The sequence below is a fragment of the Catonella massiliensis genome (genome assembly GCF_016651435.1).
In the GTDB taxonomy this organism is placed as follows: Bacteria; Bacillota; Clostridia; order Lachnospirales; family Lachnospiraceae; genus Catonella; species Catonella massiliensis.
The window spans coordinates 1,484,846-1,499,734 of sequence record NZ_JAEPRJ010000001.1 but is presented as its reverse complement, the minus strand read 5'-3'; the positions used below and the strand labels follow the sequence as shown (position 1 = coordinate 1,499,734).

Sequence of the window (14,889 nt, the reverse complement as noted above, 5' to 3'; positions counted from 1 at the left end):
ATGGGAAATAAAGCCGGTTTTGGTATCGGTGGCTTCGTGCTCCTTTCAGTTGTTATGTTTATTATTCCCATTCCAAGTGTGCTTTTGGATGTTTTGTTGGCAGTCAACCTTTCGTTAGCGATGATAGTGCTTTTCAATGCAATGTTTTCAAAAGAAGCTTTGGACATGTCAAGCTTCCCTACAATTTTGCTTTTTACTACAATATTTAGAATATCGCTTAATATTTCTTCTACAAGGCTCATTCTCCGTACGGGAGATCCGGGAAACGTAGTTAGGACCTTCGGACAGTTCGTAGGTGGAGGAGATCTTATAGTAGGTATCATTGTATTCTTCATCCTTGTTTTGGTACAGTTTATTGTAATCAACCAGGGTTCTGAACGAGTAGCTGAGGTGTCAGCGAGATTTACACTCGATGCTATGCCCGGTAAGCAGATGGCTATAGATGCTGACCTGAATACAGGTGCTCTTACAGATGAACAGGCAAAGGAAAAAAGACAGAAGATTCAGGATGAAGCTTCTTTCTTCGGCTCAATGGATGGTGCGAGTAAGTATGTAAAGGGAGATGCTATTGCGGGTCTTATTATCTCTGTAATCAACTTTGCGGGAGGTATTGCCCTAGGTGTGCTGCAGAGAGGAATGGATGTAAATACAGCCCTTAGTACCTATTCCATACTTACAATCGGTGATGGTCTGGTATCTCAGATTCCTTCCCTCCTTATTTCTTTAGCAACAGGTGTACTGGTAACGAAGGTAAGTAAAGAGGCAGACCTTGGAGATATCCTGGTTAAGCAGTTGTTCTCCATACCAAGAGTGCTTTTCCTGGTTGGAGGAGCGATGATATTCTTTGGTGTGGCTACACCTCTTTCAACAGTTATATTTGTTCCTATGGGACTTGCCTTCCTGCTTTCAGGCTGGAAGATGTCAAAGAACCTTGGAGAAGAAGAAATCGAATCTGAGGTTATTGCAGAAGAAGAGGCTGCAGAAGAAGTCAGAAAACCTGAAAATGTTAACTCACTCCTCCAGGTAGACTCTATAGAGTTAGAGTTCGGATACGGTATCATACCTCTTGCTGATGTGAATCAGGGTGGAGACCTTCTTGACAGAGTAGTAATGATAAGGAGGCAGATAGCCATAGAGCTAGGCTGCGTAGTACCTATTATAAGGCTTAGAGATAATATTCAGCTAAATCCCAATCAGTATGTAATTAAGATAAAGGGAGTTCCTGTAAGTGAAGGAGAGATACTCTTTGACCACTACATGGCGATGAACCCGGGATATGTAGAAGAGGAAATCACAGGTATTCCTACCTTTGAGCCTTCCTTTAACCTTCCTGCCATCTGGATAACTGAGTCTCAGCGTGAAAGGGCAGAAACCCTTGGATACACGGTAGTTGACCCACCGTCTATCATAGCTACTCACATTACTGAGATTGTAAGAAGACATATCTGGGAGCTTCTTACAAGGCAGGATGTACAGAATCTTATTGACAACATAAAGGATAAGGACCAGGCTCTTATATCAGAACTTGTGCCTAAACTCCTTAGTGTGGGCGAGATTCAGAAGGTACTTCAAAATCTCCTAAGAGAGAGTATATCGATACGAGATTTGGTAACTATACTCGAAACTCTTGCAGACTATGCAACAACTACCCATGACACAGATGTGCTTACGGAGTATGTAAGGCAGGGGCTTAAGAGGGCCATATCCAATAAGTATTTTCCTCCTAATGAGACTACCAGTGTAGTAACACTTGATCCAAAGATTGAACAGGAGATTATGAATTCTGTAAAACAGACCGAGCAGGGGGCATATCTTACCATAGACCCTGCTGTTGCACAGAATATAATGGATTCACTTAAGATAGAAATAGACAAGCTCGACAAATTAGGAAAGGTTCCGATAGTAATGACCTCACCAATAGTAAGGATGTACTTCAAGAAGCTGACCATGGACTATTTTGCTGATCTGATAGTGCTTTCTTACAATGAGGTAGAATCTAACGTTGAATTACAATCGGTAGGTATGGTAACTATATGATAATTAAAAAATTTAAGGCAGAAACAGAGAAAGATGCTATCCTTTTGGCAAAAGAAGAACTTGGCGGAGATGCAGTCGTAATGAATATCAAAACTACAACACCAAAGGGATTTTTTAGGTTCTTACGTAAACCATATGTGGAGGTTACTGCTGCAATTGATGAGAACATCGAAAGTAAGCCTAAAACTGAACCTGTTACCGAAGGGGCTGTTCCTAAGCCTGCTCTAAAGCCTGTTCCTCCTGTAGCGAATGAGGTATCTGCTATAGAGAAGAAGCTAAACGACCTTCAGGGGCTTCTTGAAAAGCAGTTAAATGATTCCAAAATCAAAGAAATAAGAGATGGTTCAAAGGCGGCAGAAGCTGTGGTAAAGCCGTCTGAAATAATAGGTGATTTTTCGGACAGCCTTGAGGCAGACGCTCATGCTGAAGCCACTCAGGCAGACAAGAATCAGGATAAGAAGGAAAGCAAGCTTAATGCCTGTATGCAGCTCATATACAAGCAGCTTTTAAGCAATGAAGTAGATGAAAAGTATGTGAATGAAATAACAGGTGAAATAGAGAATTCAATTAAGAAGGATGCACAGCTTGACCGCATTCTTGGTGCTGTATATCAGAAGCTTGTCCTTAAGCTTGGACAGCCTAGCCTCATAGAAGCTGCTCCCGGTAAGACTAAGTATGTATTCTTCCTTGGTCCTACAGGAGTAGGGAAAACTACTACCATAGCTAAGATTGCTTCTAGCTTTAAGATTAAAGAAAAGAGAAATATAGGTCTTCTTACCGCCGATACCTACAGGATAGCTGCAGTGGAACAGCTAAGAACCTATGCTAATATACTTGGTATACCGCTAAGTGTGGTATATTCTGCTTCTGAGATACAAGAAGCAAGGAAAGACCTTGATAGATACGAGATTGTTCTTGTGGATACAGCAGGAAGGTCAGATAAAAATATAGAGCAGATTGATGAACTTAAGAGGCTCATTAGTGCTGTTCCAGAAGAAGACAGGGAAGTATATCTGGTGCTATCAGCCACAACCAAGTACGGAGACTTGATGCGGATTGCTGAGACCTATAAGGAGGTAGCAGATTATAAGCTCATTTTTACAAAGGTAGATGAGACCGGAACTATAGGAAATATATACAACATTTTGATGCAGACGGGTGCGAGCCTTTCTTATGTGACATTTGGTCAGAATGTTCCGGATGACATAAGCGCAGCGGATACACAGGCAATTGCAAAACAATTGTTATCATAAATTGTAACTATAAAGAGAATGGGAAAAATATGGATCAGGCACAAAATCTTAGAAATATAATTAAAGCTGAAAATGCTGTCCCTGTGCTATCCAGGGTAATAACCATAACCAGTGGTAAAGGTGGAGTAGGTAAGTCAAACCTCGCAATTAACCTTGCTATTTCACTTAGCAGACTGGGTAAGAAGGTGGTAGTGTTGGATGCTGATTTTGGTCTTGCCAACATTGAAGTAATGCTTGGTATAAGACCACAGTACAATCTTTCTGACCTTATGTTCAGAGGAAAGTCTCTCTCAGAGATTATAACGAAGGGGCCGGAAAATGTGGGCTTTATATCAGGAGGCTCGGGCATAAGAGAGATGACCAATCTGACCAAAGATCAGCTTGCCAATCTCTCTGCAAGGCTTTCTGAGCTTGACAGACAGGCGGATGTAGTGATAATCGATACAGGTGCAGGAATTTCAGAAAATGTAATGGAATTTGTGATGTCAAGTGCAGAGGTTCTTCTGGTTGCAACACCTGAACCTACATCTATAACTGATGCCTATGCATTATTAAAGACTCTTGACCGTCAGCCTGAGTTTACAAGAGAGCATTGTCATATAAAGCTTATTGCCAACAAGGTAAATGATGATCAAAGTGGTAAGGAATTATTTGAGAAGCTAAGCGTGGTGGCGGACAAGTTTCTAAATATTTCCTTAGAGTACATGGGGGCTGTACCAACGGATAGCAACATCAATAAGGCTGTGATGAAGCAACAGCCTCTGTCTATTGCATTTCCTAAATCACAGGCTTCAAGAGCAATAGATGATATAGCAAAGCTTATAATAGATCCTCAGGGAGAGACTGTTAATAAGTCAAAGAGGAGAGGGCTTGCTGGGATATTTACGGAGACTTTGAGAAGAACATTAAACAGATAAAGAAAGGGCGTAGTTAATATATGGCAACTTATTCTGTTTCTATAGGAGATAAAGTTGATATAGTTCGTCAGGCTTATGTAAGCAAGGATACAGATGAATTTGATACTCTAAGCAGCAAGGTAATAGATGTGATTGATGAAATTACATTCAAGCTTACCATGCCTATGAATAAAACAGTAACCATACCTCTTGAAGAGGGTGAAGAAAGTTATATGTATTTTTATACTGCTTTTGGAATTTTGGCTGCAAGGACGATGGTTACTGAGAGATTTTTCGAGGGAAGTATTGCAGTTATGATAATTAAGCTTGTGACAGAGCTTGAAAAGAGCCAGAGAAGGCAGTTTTACAGGCTTCAGTGCTCGATAGGAGCCAGATATCATATACTTACTGAAGATGAAAAACAGGGACTTAGCGATTTTATTGGCGAAAGTAGGTTAATTCAGGAGAATAAAAGCCGATATATAGATTTGGTAGCAGGTAATACCTATCTTTGGGAAGATTGTATCGTAATCGACCTGAGTGGGGGCGGAGTGAAGTTTCTGTCAGATAAGGAGATACCTAAAAATGAGCTTGTCATTCTTGGTATTGAATTTAACGTTGGAGACGATTCAAAAGAACAGTATTTTCTTATGAACGTCATTGGTTCATTTAGAAAATTGTCGGATTCATCGCCTACTAAATACGAAATCAGAACCAAGTTTATGGGGATGAGGGAGATATCGAGGGATACAATAGTTAGGTTTGTATTCGAAGAAGAACGTAGAAACAGGCGTAAAGAGCTGTTATAAAAGGCCTTTGATGCCCGTTTGTAATTAAGAGGTGTATTGAAAATGAAAAAAATTTTGATAATTGATGACTCTGCACTCATAAGAAGGGTACTATCTGATATAATAAAATCCGATAAGAGATTTCAGGTTAAAGATATTGCTCGTGATGGCCTGGAAGGATTGAACCTGCTTCTTACTAACAAGGGAAACTATGATGCGGTAATCTTAGATATCAATATGCCTAAGATGAACGGGCTTGAGTTACTGGCGGAGCTGGTAAGGGTAAAAAATAAAATTCCCGTAATTGTAGTGAGTACTCTTGTAAAAGAAGGAGCATCTGAAACTATCAAGGCTTTGGAATTAGGTGCGTTTGACTTTGTTCTCAAACCTGACAGCTATGCTAAGGTAAGGGAAGAAGTATTTAAGAACAATCTAATCGATAGTCTTGAAGCAGCGACAAAGGCTTTACCTCTCACAGACAAGGATGCTAATGCATCTGATAAGATGAAGGCTGTTAAAGTGGCTAAAGAATTTGTCTATCCTAAAAGGTTAGGTGCAGGAAACGGAAAGACGCTTATTGCTCTTGCCTGTTCAACTGGTGGTCCCAAAGCACTTCAGACTCTGATTCCTTTGCTTCCGCATAAAATAGGTGCGTCGATGCTGATAGTACAGCATATGCCGGAAGGCTTTACAAAAACTCTGGCGGACAGACTTCAGGAATCAAGTATGGTAAATGTAAAAGAAGCTGATGATGGCGACAGGCTAATGGAAAATCAGCTCTACATTGCAAAGGGAGGATATCAGCTTAGAATTAAAGAACAGTCAGGCGAAAGCTTTATTTCTCTTGAAAAAGATCCTCCAAGAGGAGGCCTAAGACCTTGTGCCGACATCATGTATGAATCCCTTATGGGAAGCGCGTATGACAAGATTGTCTGCGTGGTACTAACCGGGATGGGAGCAGATGGAACAGCCGGAATCAAACAATTGAAACAAACTAACAATGTTTATGTTATAGCCCAGGATGAGCCGACATGTACAGTGTACGGCATGCCAAGGATGGTAGCTGAAGCGGGACTTGTAGATGAAGTTCTGCCATTAGATCAGATTGCCGATGCTATAGTAAAAGCGACGGGGGTACATTAAATGGATACAAGTCAATATTTGGATATTTTCGTAGACGAAACTAAGGAACATATTCAGGTTTTAAGCGATCAGATTATGGTTCTTGAAAAAGAGCCGGACAACAGCGATGCAATTGCAGAAATATTCCGTTCCGCACATTCCTTAAAGGGTATGGCAGGAACTATGGGATTTAAGAGAATGCAGCGCCTTACACACGATATGGAGAATGTGTTCTCCGCAGTTCGTGAAGGAAAAATGAAGGTTAACGACAGCCTCGTGGATACTCTTTTTAGAGGTCTTGATGCTATTCAGGAATATCTTGATTTGATTCAGGAAACTTCTGATGAGGGAGATAATGACAATGAGGCAATTATAAATGAACTCAACCAGTTCTTAAATGGTGGAGGCGGCGAAGCGCCTGCGGCTCCTGCAGCAACCTCTGCACCTGCTGCAACGGCCTCAGCAGCTGCCACAGCTACTGAAGAGAATGCAGAGACAAATGCCAAGGCAAAATTTCATGATATCAAATTATCTGAAGTTGAGGAGCATGCAATAAAGAAAGCATTTGATGACAATATGAATGTGTTCGGTGCTACCGTGTATATTCAGGAGTCTTGTCTTCTAAAGGCTGCAAGAGCTTTCCTTGTGTTTAAGGCTCTTGAAGAAATAGGTGAGGTTATTATATCTAGTCCTGCTGTTCAGGAAATTGAAGATGAAAAATTTGATTTTGACTTCAGTCTTATCTTCTTAACAAAGGAGACTGAGAATGAAGTTAGGGCAGCTATACAGAACGTTTCAGAAATCGAAGATGTTGTGATTGAGGCTATTGATGAGCCTAAGGCTGACGAACCTAAAAAGGCTGATGAGCCTAAGAAGGAAGAGGCTCCTAAGTCTGCCGCTCCTGCTGCCACAGCCGCAGCCGCAGCACCTGCTGCAAAGCAGGATGCAAGCAAGGCTAAGGGAAAAGGAAAGCCTGTAGTCAGCCGTTCAGTCCGTGTGGATATTGAGAAGCTTGACAGCCTTATGAATCAGGTGAGTGAGCTTATTATAGCTAAGAACGGTCTTGTCTCAATGAGCGCAACTGATAAGAGAGACAGCGGTGATATGTCTGCATTTAATGAGCAGATTGAATATCTTGGAACTGTTACCACCAATCTTCATGAGACTGTTATGAAGGTGAGGATGGTACCTATTGAAAGTACAGTTCAGAAGTTCCCACGTATGATCAGAGACCTTTCAAAGAAGCTTGACAAGAAGATGGAACTCTACATGACAGGTGAGGATACTGAGCTTGATAGAACTGTTGTAGATGAGATTGGTGATCCTCTTATGCACCTTCTTCGTAACTCAGCAGACCATGGTCTTGAGTCAAATGAGGAGAGAGTGCGTCTTGGTAAGCCTGAGGTAGGATCAATCTTCCTCGATGCTTATCAGGAAGGAAACAACGTAGTTATAGAAGTACGTGATGATGGTGCAGGTATCAATGTAGAAAAAGTTAAGAAAAAGATGGTTGAAAGAGGACTTGTTCCTGCTGACCAGATTGATACAATAACAGATAAAGAAGCTATAGCTACATTATTCTCACCTAGCTTCTCTACTGCGGATAAGGTAAGTGATGTGTCGGGACGAGGAGTTGGTCTTGATGTTGTTAAGACTAACATTGAATCTCTTGGCGGTACCATTGAGTGTAAGACAGAGCGTGGAGCAGGAAGCAGTTTCACTATCAGACTTCCACTTACACTTGCTATTGTTCAGGCACTTATGGTAGAGCTTGGCACTGAGAAGTATGCTATACCTCTTGGAAGTATTCAGACAATAGAAGAAGTTACAAAGGACGATATAAAGTACGTTCAGTCTAAAGAGGTAATCAGCCTTCGTGGTACTGTTATCCCTCTTATCAGGCTTGATACACTTCTTGATGTTCCGGAGAGAGAGGCTAATAACGACAACATTGTGATAGTAATTGTAAGAAAGGCTGACAAGCTTGCAGGTCTTGTAGTTGACGGCCTTATAGGACAGCAGGAAATCGTTATCAAGTCAATTGGAAAATACATCAGCACTCCTAAGCTTATAAGTGGCTCTACCATACTTGGTGATGGTGAAGTTGCACTTATCTTGGATGCAAATGTATTACTTTAGTCCGGATGAAAGGGGTATAAACTCATGGATAAAAGAAGTTTAGAGGTAGAAGCTAAACAGTATATAGTTACAAAGCTTGGAACAGAGCAGTATGGAATAGATATTAGTTTTGTAGATAACATTGTAAGAATGACCAGGATTACAAGGGTACCTAAGTCACAGCCTTATTTCAAGGGTATCATCAACCTTAGAGGTGAAGTAATCCCTGTTATGAGCCTTAGGCTTAAATTTGGACTCTCTGATGATGAATTTACAAATGCTACAAGAATCATTATAATAAAGCTTGAAGAGCTGGGCGGCTCAATCGGCATCCTTGTTGATGAGGTAAAAGAGGTAGTAACCATTGCTGATGATTCGATTGAAAAGCCTTCTAACAGCAATAACAGCGAGAAAGCCAAGTACCTTATAGGCGTTGGAAGAGCTCACGATGCACTTATTTCTTTACTTAACATGCAGAATGTCATCATAGAAAAGGATAAGGAAAAGGATAAAGAAAAGGATAAGGAATTGGCATAATTTTGGAGGTACCAGGGTGGCAAATTTTGATTTAAATAATGTTGAAGGAATGCAGTTTGATGTCCTTAGAGAGTTAGGTAATATAGGAGCAGGTAACGCTACTACAGCCCTTTCAAGCATGCTAAATACAAAAGTAGATATGAATGTTCCTAAGGTAGACCTTCTTAGCTTTGAAGAGCTGCACGAAATAATGGGCGGGGCTGAGACAATAGTAGTTGGTATCCTTGTCACACTTGACGAGGATATTGACGGAATGATGATGTTTATGATGAAAACAAAATCAGCCTTTGGACTGGTGGACATTCTCTTTGGAAGGCCTGTAGGTACCACACCTGAGGATGCAGAGCTTGATGAAATGTCATTATCTGCCCTCAAGGAGCTTGGTAACATTATCTCTGGTGCCTACATATCGTCGTTGTCCTCAATGACACAGTTAAAAATAAATCAGTCAATTCCATACTTGTCCATTGACATGGCAGGTGCTATACTAAGTGTACCGGCTATTGAATTTGGCAAGCTTGGCGACAAGGCATTGTTGATTGAATCCCAGTTTATGGAGGATGATAACGATGTTACCGGTTATTTCATCCTTACACCTACCTTGGATTCGTACAATAAGATATTGACATCTCTTGGTTTGTGATTCTAATACAATAAAAGTTTGGGAGAGCCACAGGCAGTTAGAAGGCTGCCTGTGGATTAGGTTTATTATGGAAAAAATGATAAAAGTCGGAATGGGAGACCTTAAAGTTTGTAAGGCTCCGGATAACCTCACAACGCTTGGACTGGGTTCCTGTGTTGGGGCTGTTGTATATGATAAGACCACTAAAGTCAGTGGTATGCTGCATTGTATGCTTCCTGACAGTACTAAGATTGCCAATAATAGTAATATAGCCAAATTTGCAGATACAGGGCTTGACGAACTATTGAAACAAATGATATCCTTAGGTGCAAGGAAATCTTCTATGATTGCAAAAATTGCAGGTGGAGCTCAGATGTTTGCTTTTTCGAACTCTAACGATATGCTAAGAGTAGGAGATAGAAATGTTGAGGCAGTTAAGACTAAGCTGAAAGCCCTTGGAATACCTATTGTTGCTTCTGACACCGGGTTGAATTACGGTAGAACTATTGAATTTTACTCATCAACCGGAGTACTTTTGATAAAAGCTGTGGGTAAGGGAAGTAAAGAGATATGAAATACAGATATTTACCTGCTACAATTATGCTGTCAGCAGGTGCTATTACGATATTTATATGTATATATAACAGATACGAAACCCTGCGTAGTCTTGAAATATTATTAGCTGTACTCATAATATTTTTGATTATCGGAAGTCTTACAAAGAAGGCTCTTATTAAGATAATTAATATGGAGAATGACAAAACGGCAAATGCTAATGCTAATGCAAATGCCAAAGAGCAGGCTGAGACGGAAGAAAATAAAGAAGAAGAGAAGGCTGATAACGAAGACGAAGGTAATCAAGCGAACTAAAATAAGCATATAGAGGAGAGAGTTGTTTATGGCAGAGGAAAAAGTTGGGATGAAGTTATGGGAGCAATATGCCAAAAAACCGACTCAGGAAATAAGGGAAAAACTTATTGTTGAATATGCAAACTTAGTTAAAATTATAGCAGGACGTATGTCTATGTATCTCGGCTACAATGTAGAGTATGATGACTTGGTGGGATATGGCGTTTTTGGGCTTATAGATGCAATAGATAAGTTTGACTATGTAAAAGGAGTCAAATTTGAGACATATGCCAGCCTGAGAATTAAGGGTGCAATTCTTGACCAGATTAGGAAGATGGACTGGATTCCCAGAACTACCCGTCAGCGTCAGAAAAAGTTAGAGGCTGCTGAGCGCGCTATCGAAGAGAGATATGGTAGAATGGCTACTGATGAGGAGATAGCTGAGGAGCTTGGTATATCTGTCGAGGAGTATATGAATTGGCAGAGTCAGGTAGGGATGTCGGGTGTTATATCACTTGATGACTACCTTGAACAGGGTAGCGATCTGGTTGCCGACAATTCAGGCAGCAAGCTTGGGATATCAAGCTATGTACAGCCTGAGGAGGCTGTGGAAAAGGAAGAGCTTAAAGAATCTCTGGCGACTGCAATAGAAGGGCTAACTGAGAAAGAACAAAAGGTTATTGCCCTTTATTACTATGAGGAGCTTACCCTAAAAGAAATAAGCCAGGTGCTTTCCGTATCTGAGTCAAGAGTATCTCAGCTACATACTAAGGCACTTACTAAGCTTAAGGATAAGCTTGGCGATTACATGGATATTTTTACAAGAGCAATGTAAGGACGGTTATTCATAAAATATCCTTTAGTATACAGAGATTAACCATATACTTAGGATTATAGATGGATTACACGGGGAATATTACAGGGAGTGGGTATATGGTTTATAAGAATGCTTTTTTTCAGATGCTTATTAAGGATGCAGTATATATCAAGTATTTTCCGCCCCGTGAGGGTGGAGCACCGCTAAATCTTGATGAATTGTCAAGTTATCTTGGTTCTCATAGCATTGAGATGGACTATAAAGAATTTTCAAAGGCGGTACAGGAGGCTAAGGAGCCGTTTATATTTAAGACAAATACCGAAAAGACCTATCCTGAGGCCGAGAAAATGATAGTTACTATCTCGGATGATGGAATGCAGGCTGTATGCAGGTTTATACCACCTTCAACAGGAGGTAGAATTATGCATAAGGAGGATTTGCTAAAGGATCTTGAGTTTAATGGAGTTAAATATGGCATAATTGAATCTGCGGTAGATAGCTATATGAACAATAAGCAGTACTGTACAGATTATATTATGGCAAGAGGTAAAGCACCTATAGACGGGCATGATGCCAAGATTATTTATAAATTCAATACCGACTTACAGGCAAAGCCTAAGGAAAAAGAGGATGGCTCTGTGGACTTCTTTGACCTGGATATTATTGCAAGTGTAGAGGCAGGTGATGAGCTTGCAGAGCTTATCAAAGAAGATGAAGGTACACCGGGGACGGATGTTAGAGGAAGGCTCATTAAGCCGTCTAAGGTGGAAAAGCTTGTGCTCAAATATGGTAAAGACATAACCTTATCTGAGGATGGGCTTCACCTTATAAGCAATATTTCCGGACACGCTATACTTGATAATGAGAAGAGAGTCAAGGTATCCAATATATTTGTAGTAAAGGAAGACGTAGACTTGTCTACAGGCGATATTAACTATGATGGCAATGTAGAGGTGAAGGGCAATGTCATAAACGGACTGAAGATTAATGCTACGGGAGATGTTGTTATAGGAGGAACTGCCGAAGGCGTTGAAATAGTAGCCGGAGGTAAGATTATACTTAAGCGTGGTATCCGTGGGATGGGTAAGGGAATACTTAAGTCCGGCGGCAATATCGTGGCTAAGTTCCTAGAGAATACCACGGTGAATTCCGGTGGCTACGTGATGGCTGACGCTATTATACATAGTGATGTATCCGCTAAAGGAGATGTCATAGTAAATAGCAAGAAGGGCTATGTAAATGGAGGAACAATAAGGTCAGAGACATTAATCAGAGTTAAAAATGCAGGTTCTGAAATGGGGACAAAGACCAACATGGAAGTGGGTGTGGATCCAACTTTGCTGGTTAAGTTTAAGACTTTGCAAAATAAAATCGAAGAGACAGTCCGGAGAATGGACGTATCAAGTAAGTCAATTGATCTATATAGAAGAAAGCTTCAAAGTGATGGTAAGCTGCCTCCTGACAAGCTGGCTCAGTTTAAGCTTCTTGCAATGGAATATAAAAAGGATAGCGAGGATATTGTAACCATGCAGGAAGAGTTTGCTGCCGTGCAGGAAGAAATCAACACACAGGATGGCGGTGTGATAGAAGTAGGAAACTTGGTATATCCGGGAGTGAAGGTAGTTGTTGTAGATGCCACCCTTTATGTGAGGGAGATTGTTAAGAACGTTAGATTTGTCAGGGATGGGGCTGACGTCATAGCAAGGCATATGTACTAGGATAGCGAGGTGTAGCTTATGCCCATTCAAAATATTGATAATTATCTTATGCCTAACCGTAGTCAGGAGGTATCAATACATAGAACTGCAGAGGAGAATAGGATACCTGCGGAACAAAGGTTTTTAACTCATGAAGTGAATGCTCAGGCTGACAGGAAGCTTACAAGAACCAATGAAGCCGATAATGCAGCACTTAGGGATTATGGCTTTGATCCCAGAGAAAAGGGTAATAACGAATACTACGTCGACAAGGATAAGAAAAAGAGAAAAAAGAAGACTGAAGATGATGATGAATATTTTTCTGAAGTTATGGACAAGATGCTTGAAACTTCCGGAAGGACAATAGACATAAAATTATAAGTGAGGGTGTATGGATATTATAGTAATAATATGTCTTATAATTGGAGTAGGCTGTATAGGCGCCAGTTTCTTTATAAAAGAAAAGGCCGACATTGATAATCACGAGAAAGAAAAGATTGCGGAAGAGATACGAGGGAGGGCACTTAGTGAAGACAGCGTCAAAAAGGTGATGACGCGCGTTGAGAAGGGCTTTTCTGAGAAGCTTTCAGCTATTTCTGAGGACAAACTTGGAGGCTTTGCTGACAAGATGTCCGAGATTGCCAATGATAAGATGCTTGCAATCAATGATATGAGTGGACAATTGATGGAGAAAATCGAGCAGAACCATAAGGAAGTTATATTCCTTTATGATATGCTTAATGAAAAGAGTGATTATCTTAAGGACTTCTCCGCTAAGATTGATGGCTTAAGACACGAGCTTGAGAGAGAAGAAGAGCGGATTAAAGCCCTTAACAACGATCTTGATGATAAGATGATTAAGGTCAAAGAGGTAAGGCAGACTGTGATAGCAAAGCCTGTGGCTCCTGTGGAAGTAAAGCAGGAGAAGTCTCGCAGAGTGCCTACCGGTATTGAACAGGCAAAGGCTGCCATAAAGCCTGCTGAAGTCCCTGCTCAGGCTAAGAATCTGGTAAAGATGAAGAAAGAGGTAGAGGACATTCCGTCTGATATAAATGATATCTTTGACACAGATGAGAGGGACATTTTTAAGGATGCAGAGGTTCCTGAGATTACCGAAGAAATTGATGAGATTGACCTTAGCCCTGAACTTACTGAGGAACTATCCACCAATGATAAGATATTAAAAATGCATTCTGAAGGCAAATCTGTAATGGAAATATCCAAGGAATTAGGTATGGGACAGGGTGAAGTGCAGCTGATACTTGGATTATACGGTAAGTAATGGAGGAAGCATAGGTGAAGTTAAAATATATGCTAAGAGGAATAGGGCTTGGTGCTATTTTAATGGCTGCTATTATGTATTTTGTATATGGGAAGTCTAATAAGGCTCTTAGTGATGATGAAATCAAGGCAAAAGCCAGAGAGCTTGGTATGATGACGGTAAGCGAGTTTCAGGAGAAGGAGCTTAATTCACTGAAGGATAAGATGCCTAATCTCTCTGATATCAAGGTGGATGAAAATGCATCAAAGGTTGAAGGCAGTACATCTAAGACAGAAGATAAAGTGTCAAATACGTCTTCAACAATAAGCAATACACCCAGTGAAGAAAGTGGAGAAACCGAGCAAACCTCAGATGAAGGAAATAAGACCAAAGAAGAAGGAACTGCCACAGGAGATAATACCGGCAATGCCGAAACCGGAAATGCCAAAGCAGAGCCTTCCAAGGAAGGAACAGCACAAGCAGGAACTTCCGCAGGTGGAAACTCCACAGCTAGTGAGGCCAAAACCTCAGATACCCAAAACAGTAACACCGAGACCACAAAGTCCAAGTCCAGGGACACCAAAAATAAAAAGGTAACTAAAAAGGCTAAACCAAAGCCAAAGCAGGTTAAAGAAGCCCCTAAACCAAGCGTGGCATATAGCAAGGTTAGTTTTACGGTTTCTGTAGGTATGACATCAGAGAGAGTATCGGCCTCGCTTAAAGCTCTAGGTATTATAGATGATAGTGCCAAGTTCAACAGATATCTCGTAAGCAACGGCTATTCAACAAGGATAAAAGTCGGAACAGTTGAACTTCAGGCAGGGCAAAGCTATGCTGAGATAGCGTCTAAGTTAGTGAAGTAGGATAATATCTAATAAAATGAAAATAAAAT

15 protein-coding genes are annotated in these 14,889 nt (G+C 40.7%); all 15 read left to right on the top strand.

From position 1 onward, the window contains the following. Nucleotides 1-2,037, top strand: a complete 2,037-nt coding sequence (gene flhA / locus JJN12_RS06775; protein ID WP_208428958.1) for a flagellar biosynthesis protein FlhA — start codon at nucleotides 1-3, stop codon at nucleotides 2,035-2,037. Then, nucleotides 2,034-3,290: a flagellar biosynthesis protein FlhF gene (gene flhF / locus JJN12_RS06770; RefSeq protein ID WP_208428957.1), complete on the top strand. Its 1,257-nt coding sequence runs from the start codon at nucleotides 2,034-2,036 to the stop codon at nucleotides 3,288-3,290. Before flhA ends, flhF begins: the two co-directional genes overlap by 4 nt. Before the next feature lie 29 nt (nucleotides 3,291-3,319). Further along, the gene (locus JJN12_RS06765; protein WP_208428956.1) at nucleotides 3,320-4,207 is read left to right on the top strand and encodes a MinD/ParA family protein; all 888 of its coding nucleotides are present in this window, start codon (nucleotides 3,320-3,322) and stop codon (nucleotides 4,205-4,207) included. 20 nt (nucleotides 4,208-4,227) lie between these two features. After that, the gene (locus JJN12_RS06760) at nucleotides 4,228-4,995 is read left to right on the top strand and encodes a flagellar brake protein (protein ID WP_208428955.1); all 768 of its coding nucleotides are present in this window, start codon (nucleotides 4,228-4,230) and stop codon (nucleotides 4,993-4,995) included. 42 nt (nucleotides 4,996-5,037) lie between these two features. After that, complete coding sequence (gene cheB, locus JJN12_RS06755) at nucleotides 5,038-6,117, top strand: chemotaxis-specific protein-glutamate methyltransferase CheB (RefSeq protein ID WP_208428954.1); 1,080 nt, start codon at nucleotides 5,038-5,040, stop codon at nucleotides 6,115-6,117. Continuing rightward, nucleotides 6,118-8,235: a chemotaxis protein CheA gene (locus JJN12_RS06750; RefSeq protein WP_208428953.1), complete on the top strand. Its 2,118-nt coding sequence runs from the start codon at nucleotides 6,118-6,120 to the stop codon at nucleotides 8,233-8,235. 24 nt (nucleotides 8,236-8,259) lie between these two features. Beyond that, a complete protein-coding gene (locus JJN12_RS06745; protein ID WP_208428952.1) occupies nucleotides 8,260-8,751 on the top strand; it encodes a chemotaxis protein CheW in 492 nt (163 codons plus the stop codon). A 16-nt stretch (nucleotides 8,752-8,767) separates the two neighbouring features. Then, the gene (locus JJN12_RS06740; protein ID WP_328706792.1) at nucleotides 8,768-9,394 is read left to right on the top strand and encodes a chemotaxis protein CheC; all 627 of its coding nucleotides are present in this window, start codon (nucleotides 8,768-8,770) and stop codon (nucleotides 9,392-9,394) included. A 67-nt stretch (nucleotides 9,395-9,461) separates the two neighbouring features. Further along, the gene (locus JJN12_RS06735; RefSeq protein ID WP_208428951.1) at nucleotides 9,462-9,947 is read left to right on the top strand and encodes a chemotaxis protein CheD; all 486 of its coding nucleotides are present in this window, start codon (nucleotides 9,462-9,464) and stop codon (nucleotides 9,945-9,947) included. Beyond that, nucleotides 9,944-10,243, top strand: coding sequence for a hypothetical protein (locus tag JJN12_RS06730; RefSeq protein WP_208428950.1), 300 nt, complete (start codon nucleotides 9,944-9,946; stop codon nucleotides 10,241-10,243). Before JJN12_RS06735 ends, JJN12_RS06730 begins: the two co-directional genes overlap by 4 nt. A gap of 28 nt (nucleotides 10,244-10,271) precedes the next feature. Beyond that, entirely contained in the window at nucleotides 10,272-11,057 is a 786-nt protein-coding gene (locus tag JJN12_RS06725) for a sigma-70 family RNA polymerase sigma factor (protein ID WP_208428949.1), read from the top strand. A 98-nt stretch (nucleotides 11,058-11,155) separates the two neighbouring features. Beyond that, nucleotides 11,156-12,757 (top strand): DUF342 domain-containing protein, encoded by a 1,602-nt coding sequence (locus JJN12_RS06720; protein ID WP_208428948.1) that lies wholly within the window; start codon nucleotides 11,156-11,158, stop codon nucleotides 12,755-12,757. Nucleotides 12,758-12,775: 18 nt separating this feature from the next. Next, nucleotides 12,776-13,117: a hypothetical protein gene (locus JJN12_RS06715; RefSeq protein WP_208428947.1), complete on the top strand. Its 342-nt coding sequence runs from the start codon at nucleotides 12,776-12,778 to the stop codon at nucleotides 13,115-13,117. A 10-nt stretch (nucleotides 13,118-13,127) separates the two neighbouring features. Beyond that, the gene (locus JJN12_RS06710) at nucleotides 13,128-14,018 is read left to right on the top strand and encodes a DUF6115 domain-containing protein (protein ID WP_208428946.1); all 891 of its coding nucleotides are present in this window, start codon (nucleotides 13,128-13,130) and stop codon (nucleotides 14,016-14,018) included. Between the two features lie 14 nt (nucleotides 14,019-14,032). After that, nucleotides 14,033-14,860, top strand: a complete 828-nt coding sequence (locus tag JJN12_RS06705) for a hypothetical protein (RefSeq protein WP_208428945.1) — start codon at nucleotides 14,033-14,035, stop codon at nucleotides 14,858-14,860. The last annotated feature ends 29 nt before the right edge of the window (nucleotides 14,861-14,889 follow it).

Excerpts from the sequence above, each read along its gene's own strand:
- JJN12_RS06730 (WP_208428950.1), top strand. The coding sequence starts at position 9,944 with ATGAAATACAGATATTTACCTGCTACAATTATGCTGTCAGCAGGTGCT.
- flhA (WP_208428958.1), top strand. The coding sequence starts at position 1 with ATGGGAAATAAAGCCGGTTTTGGTATCGGTGGCTTCGTGCTCCTTTCA.
- JJN12_RS06720 (WP_208428948.1), top strand. The coding sequence starts at position 11,156 with ATGGTTTATAAGAATGCTTTTTTTCAGATGCTTATTAAGGATGCAGTA.
- JJN12_RS06745 (WP_208428952.1), top strand. The coding sequence starts at position 8,260 with ATGGATAAAAGAAGTTTAGAGGTAGAAGCTAAACAGTATATAGTTACA.
- cheB (WP_208428954.1), top strand. The coding sequence starts at position 5,038 with ATGAAAAAAATTTTGATAATTGATGACTCTGCACTCATAAGAAGGGTA.
- JJN12_RS06715 (WP_208428947.1), top strand. The coding sequence starts at position 12,776 with ATGCCCATTCAAAATATTGATAATTATCTTATGCCTAACCGTAGTCAG.
- JJN12_RS06760 (WP_208428955.1), top strand. The coding sequence starts at position 4,228 with ATGGCAACTTATTCTGTTTCTATAGGAGATAAAGTTGATATAGTTCGT.
- JJN12_RS06735 (WP_208428951.1), top strand. The coding sequence starts at position 9,462 with ATGGAAAAAATGATAAAAGTCGGAATGGGAGACCTTAAAGTTTGTAAG.
- JJN12_RS06750 (WP_208428953.1), top strand. The coding sequence starts at position 6,118 with ATGGATACAAGTCAATATTTGGATATTTTCGTAGACGAAACTAAGGAA.
- flhF (WP_208428957.1), top strand. The coding sequence starts at position 2,034 with ATGATAATTAAAAAATTTAAGGCAGAAACAGAGAAAGATGCTATCCTT.
- JJN12_RS06710 (WP_208428946.1), top strand. The coding sequence starts at position 13,128 with ATGGATATTATAGTAATAATATGTCTTATAATTGGAGTAGGCTGTATA.
- JJN12_RS06725 (WP_208428949.1), top strand. The coding sequence starts at position 10,272 with ATGGCAGAGGAAAAAGTTGGGATGAAGTTATGGGAGCAATATGCCAAA.
- JJN12_RS06765 (WP_208428956.1), top strand. The coding sequence starts at position 3,320 with ATGGATCAGGCACAAAATCTTAGAAATATAATTAAAGCTGAAAATGCT.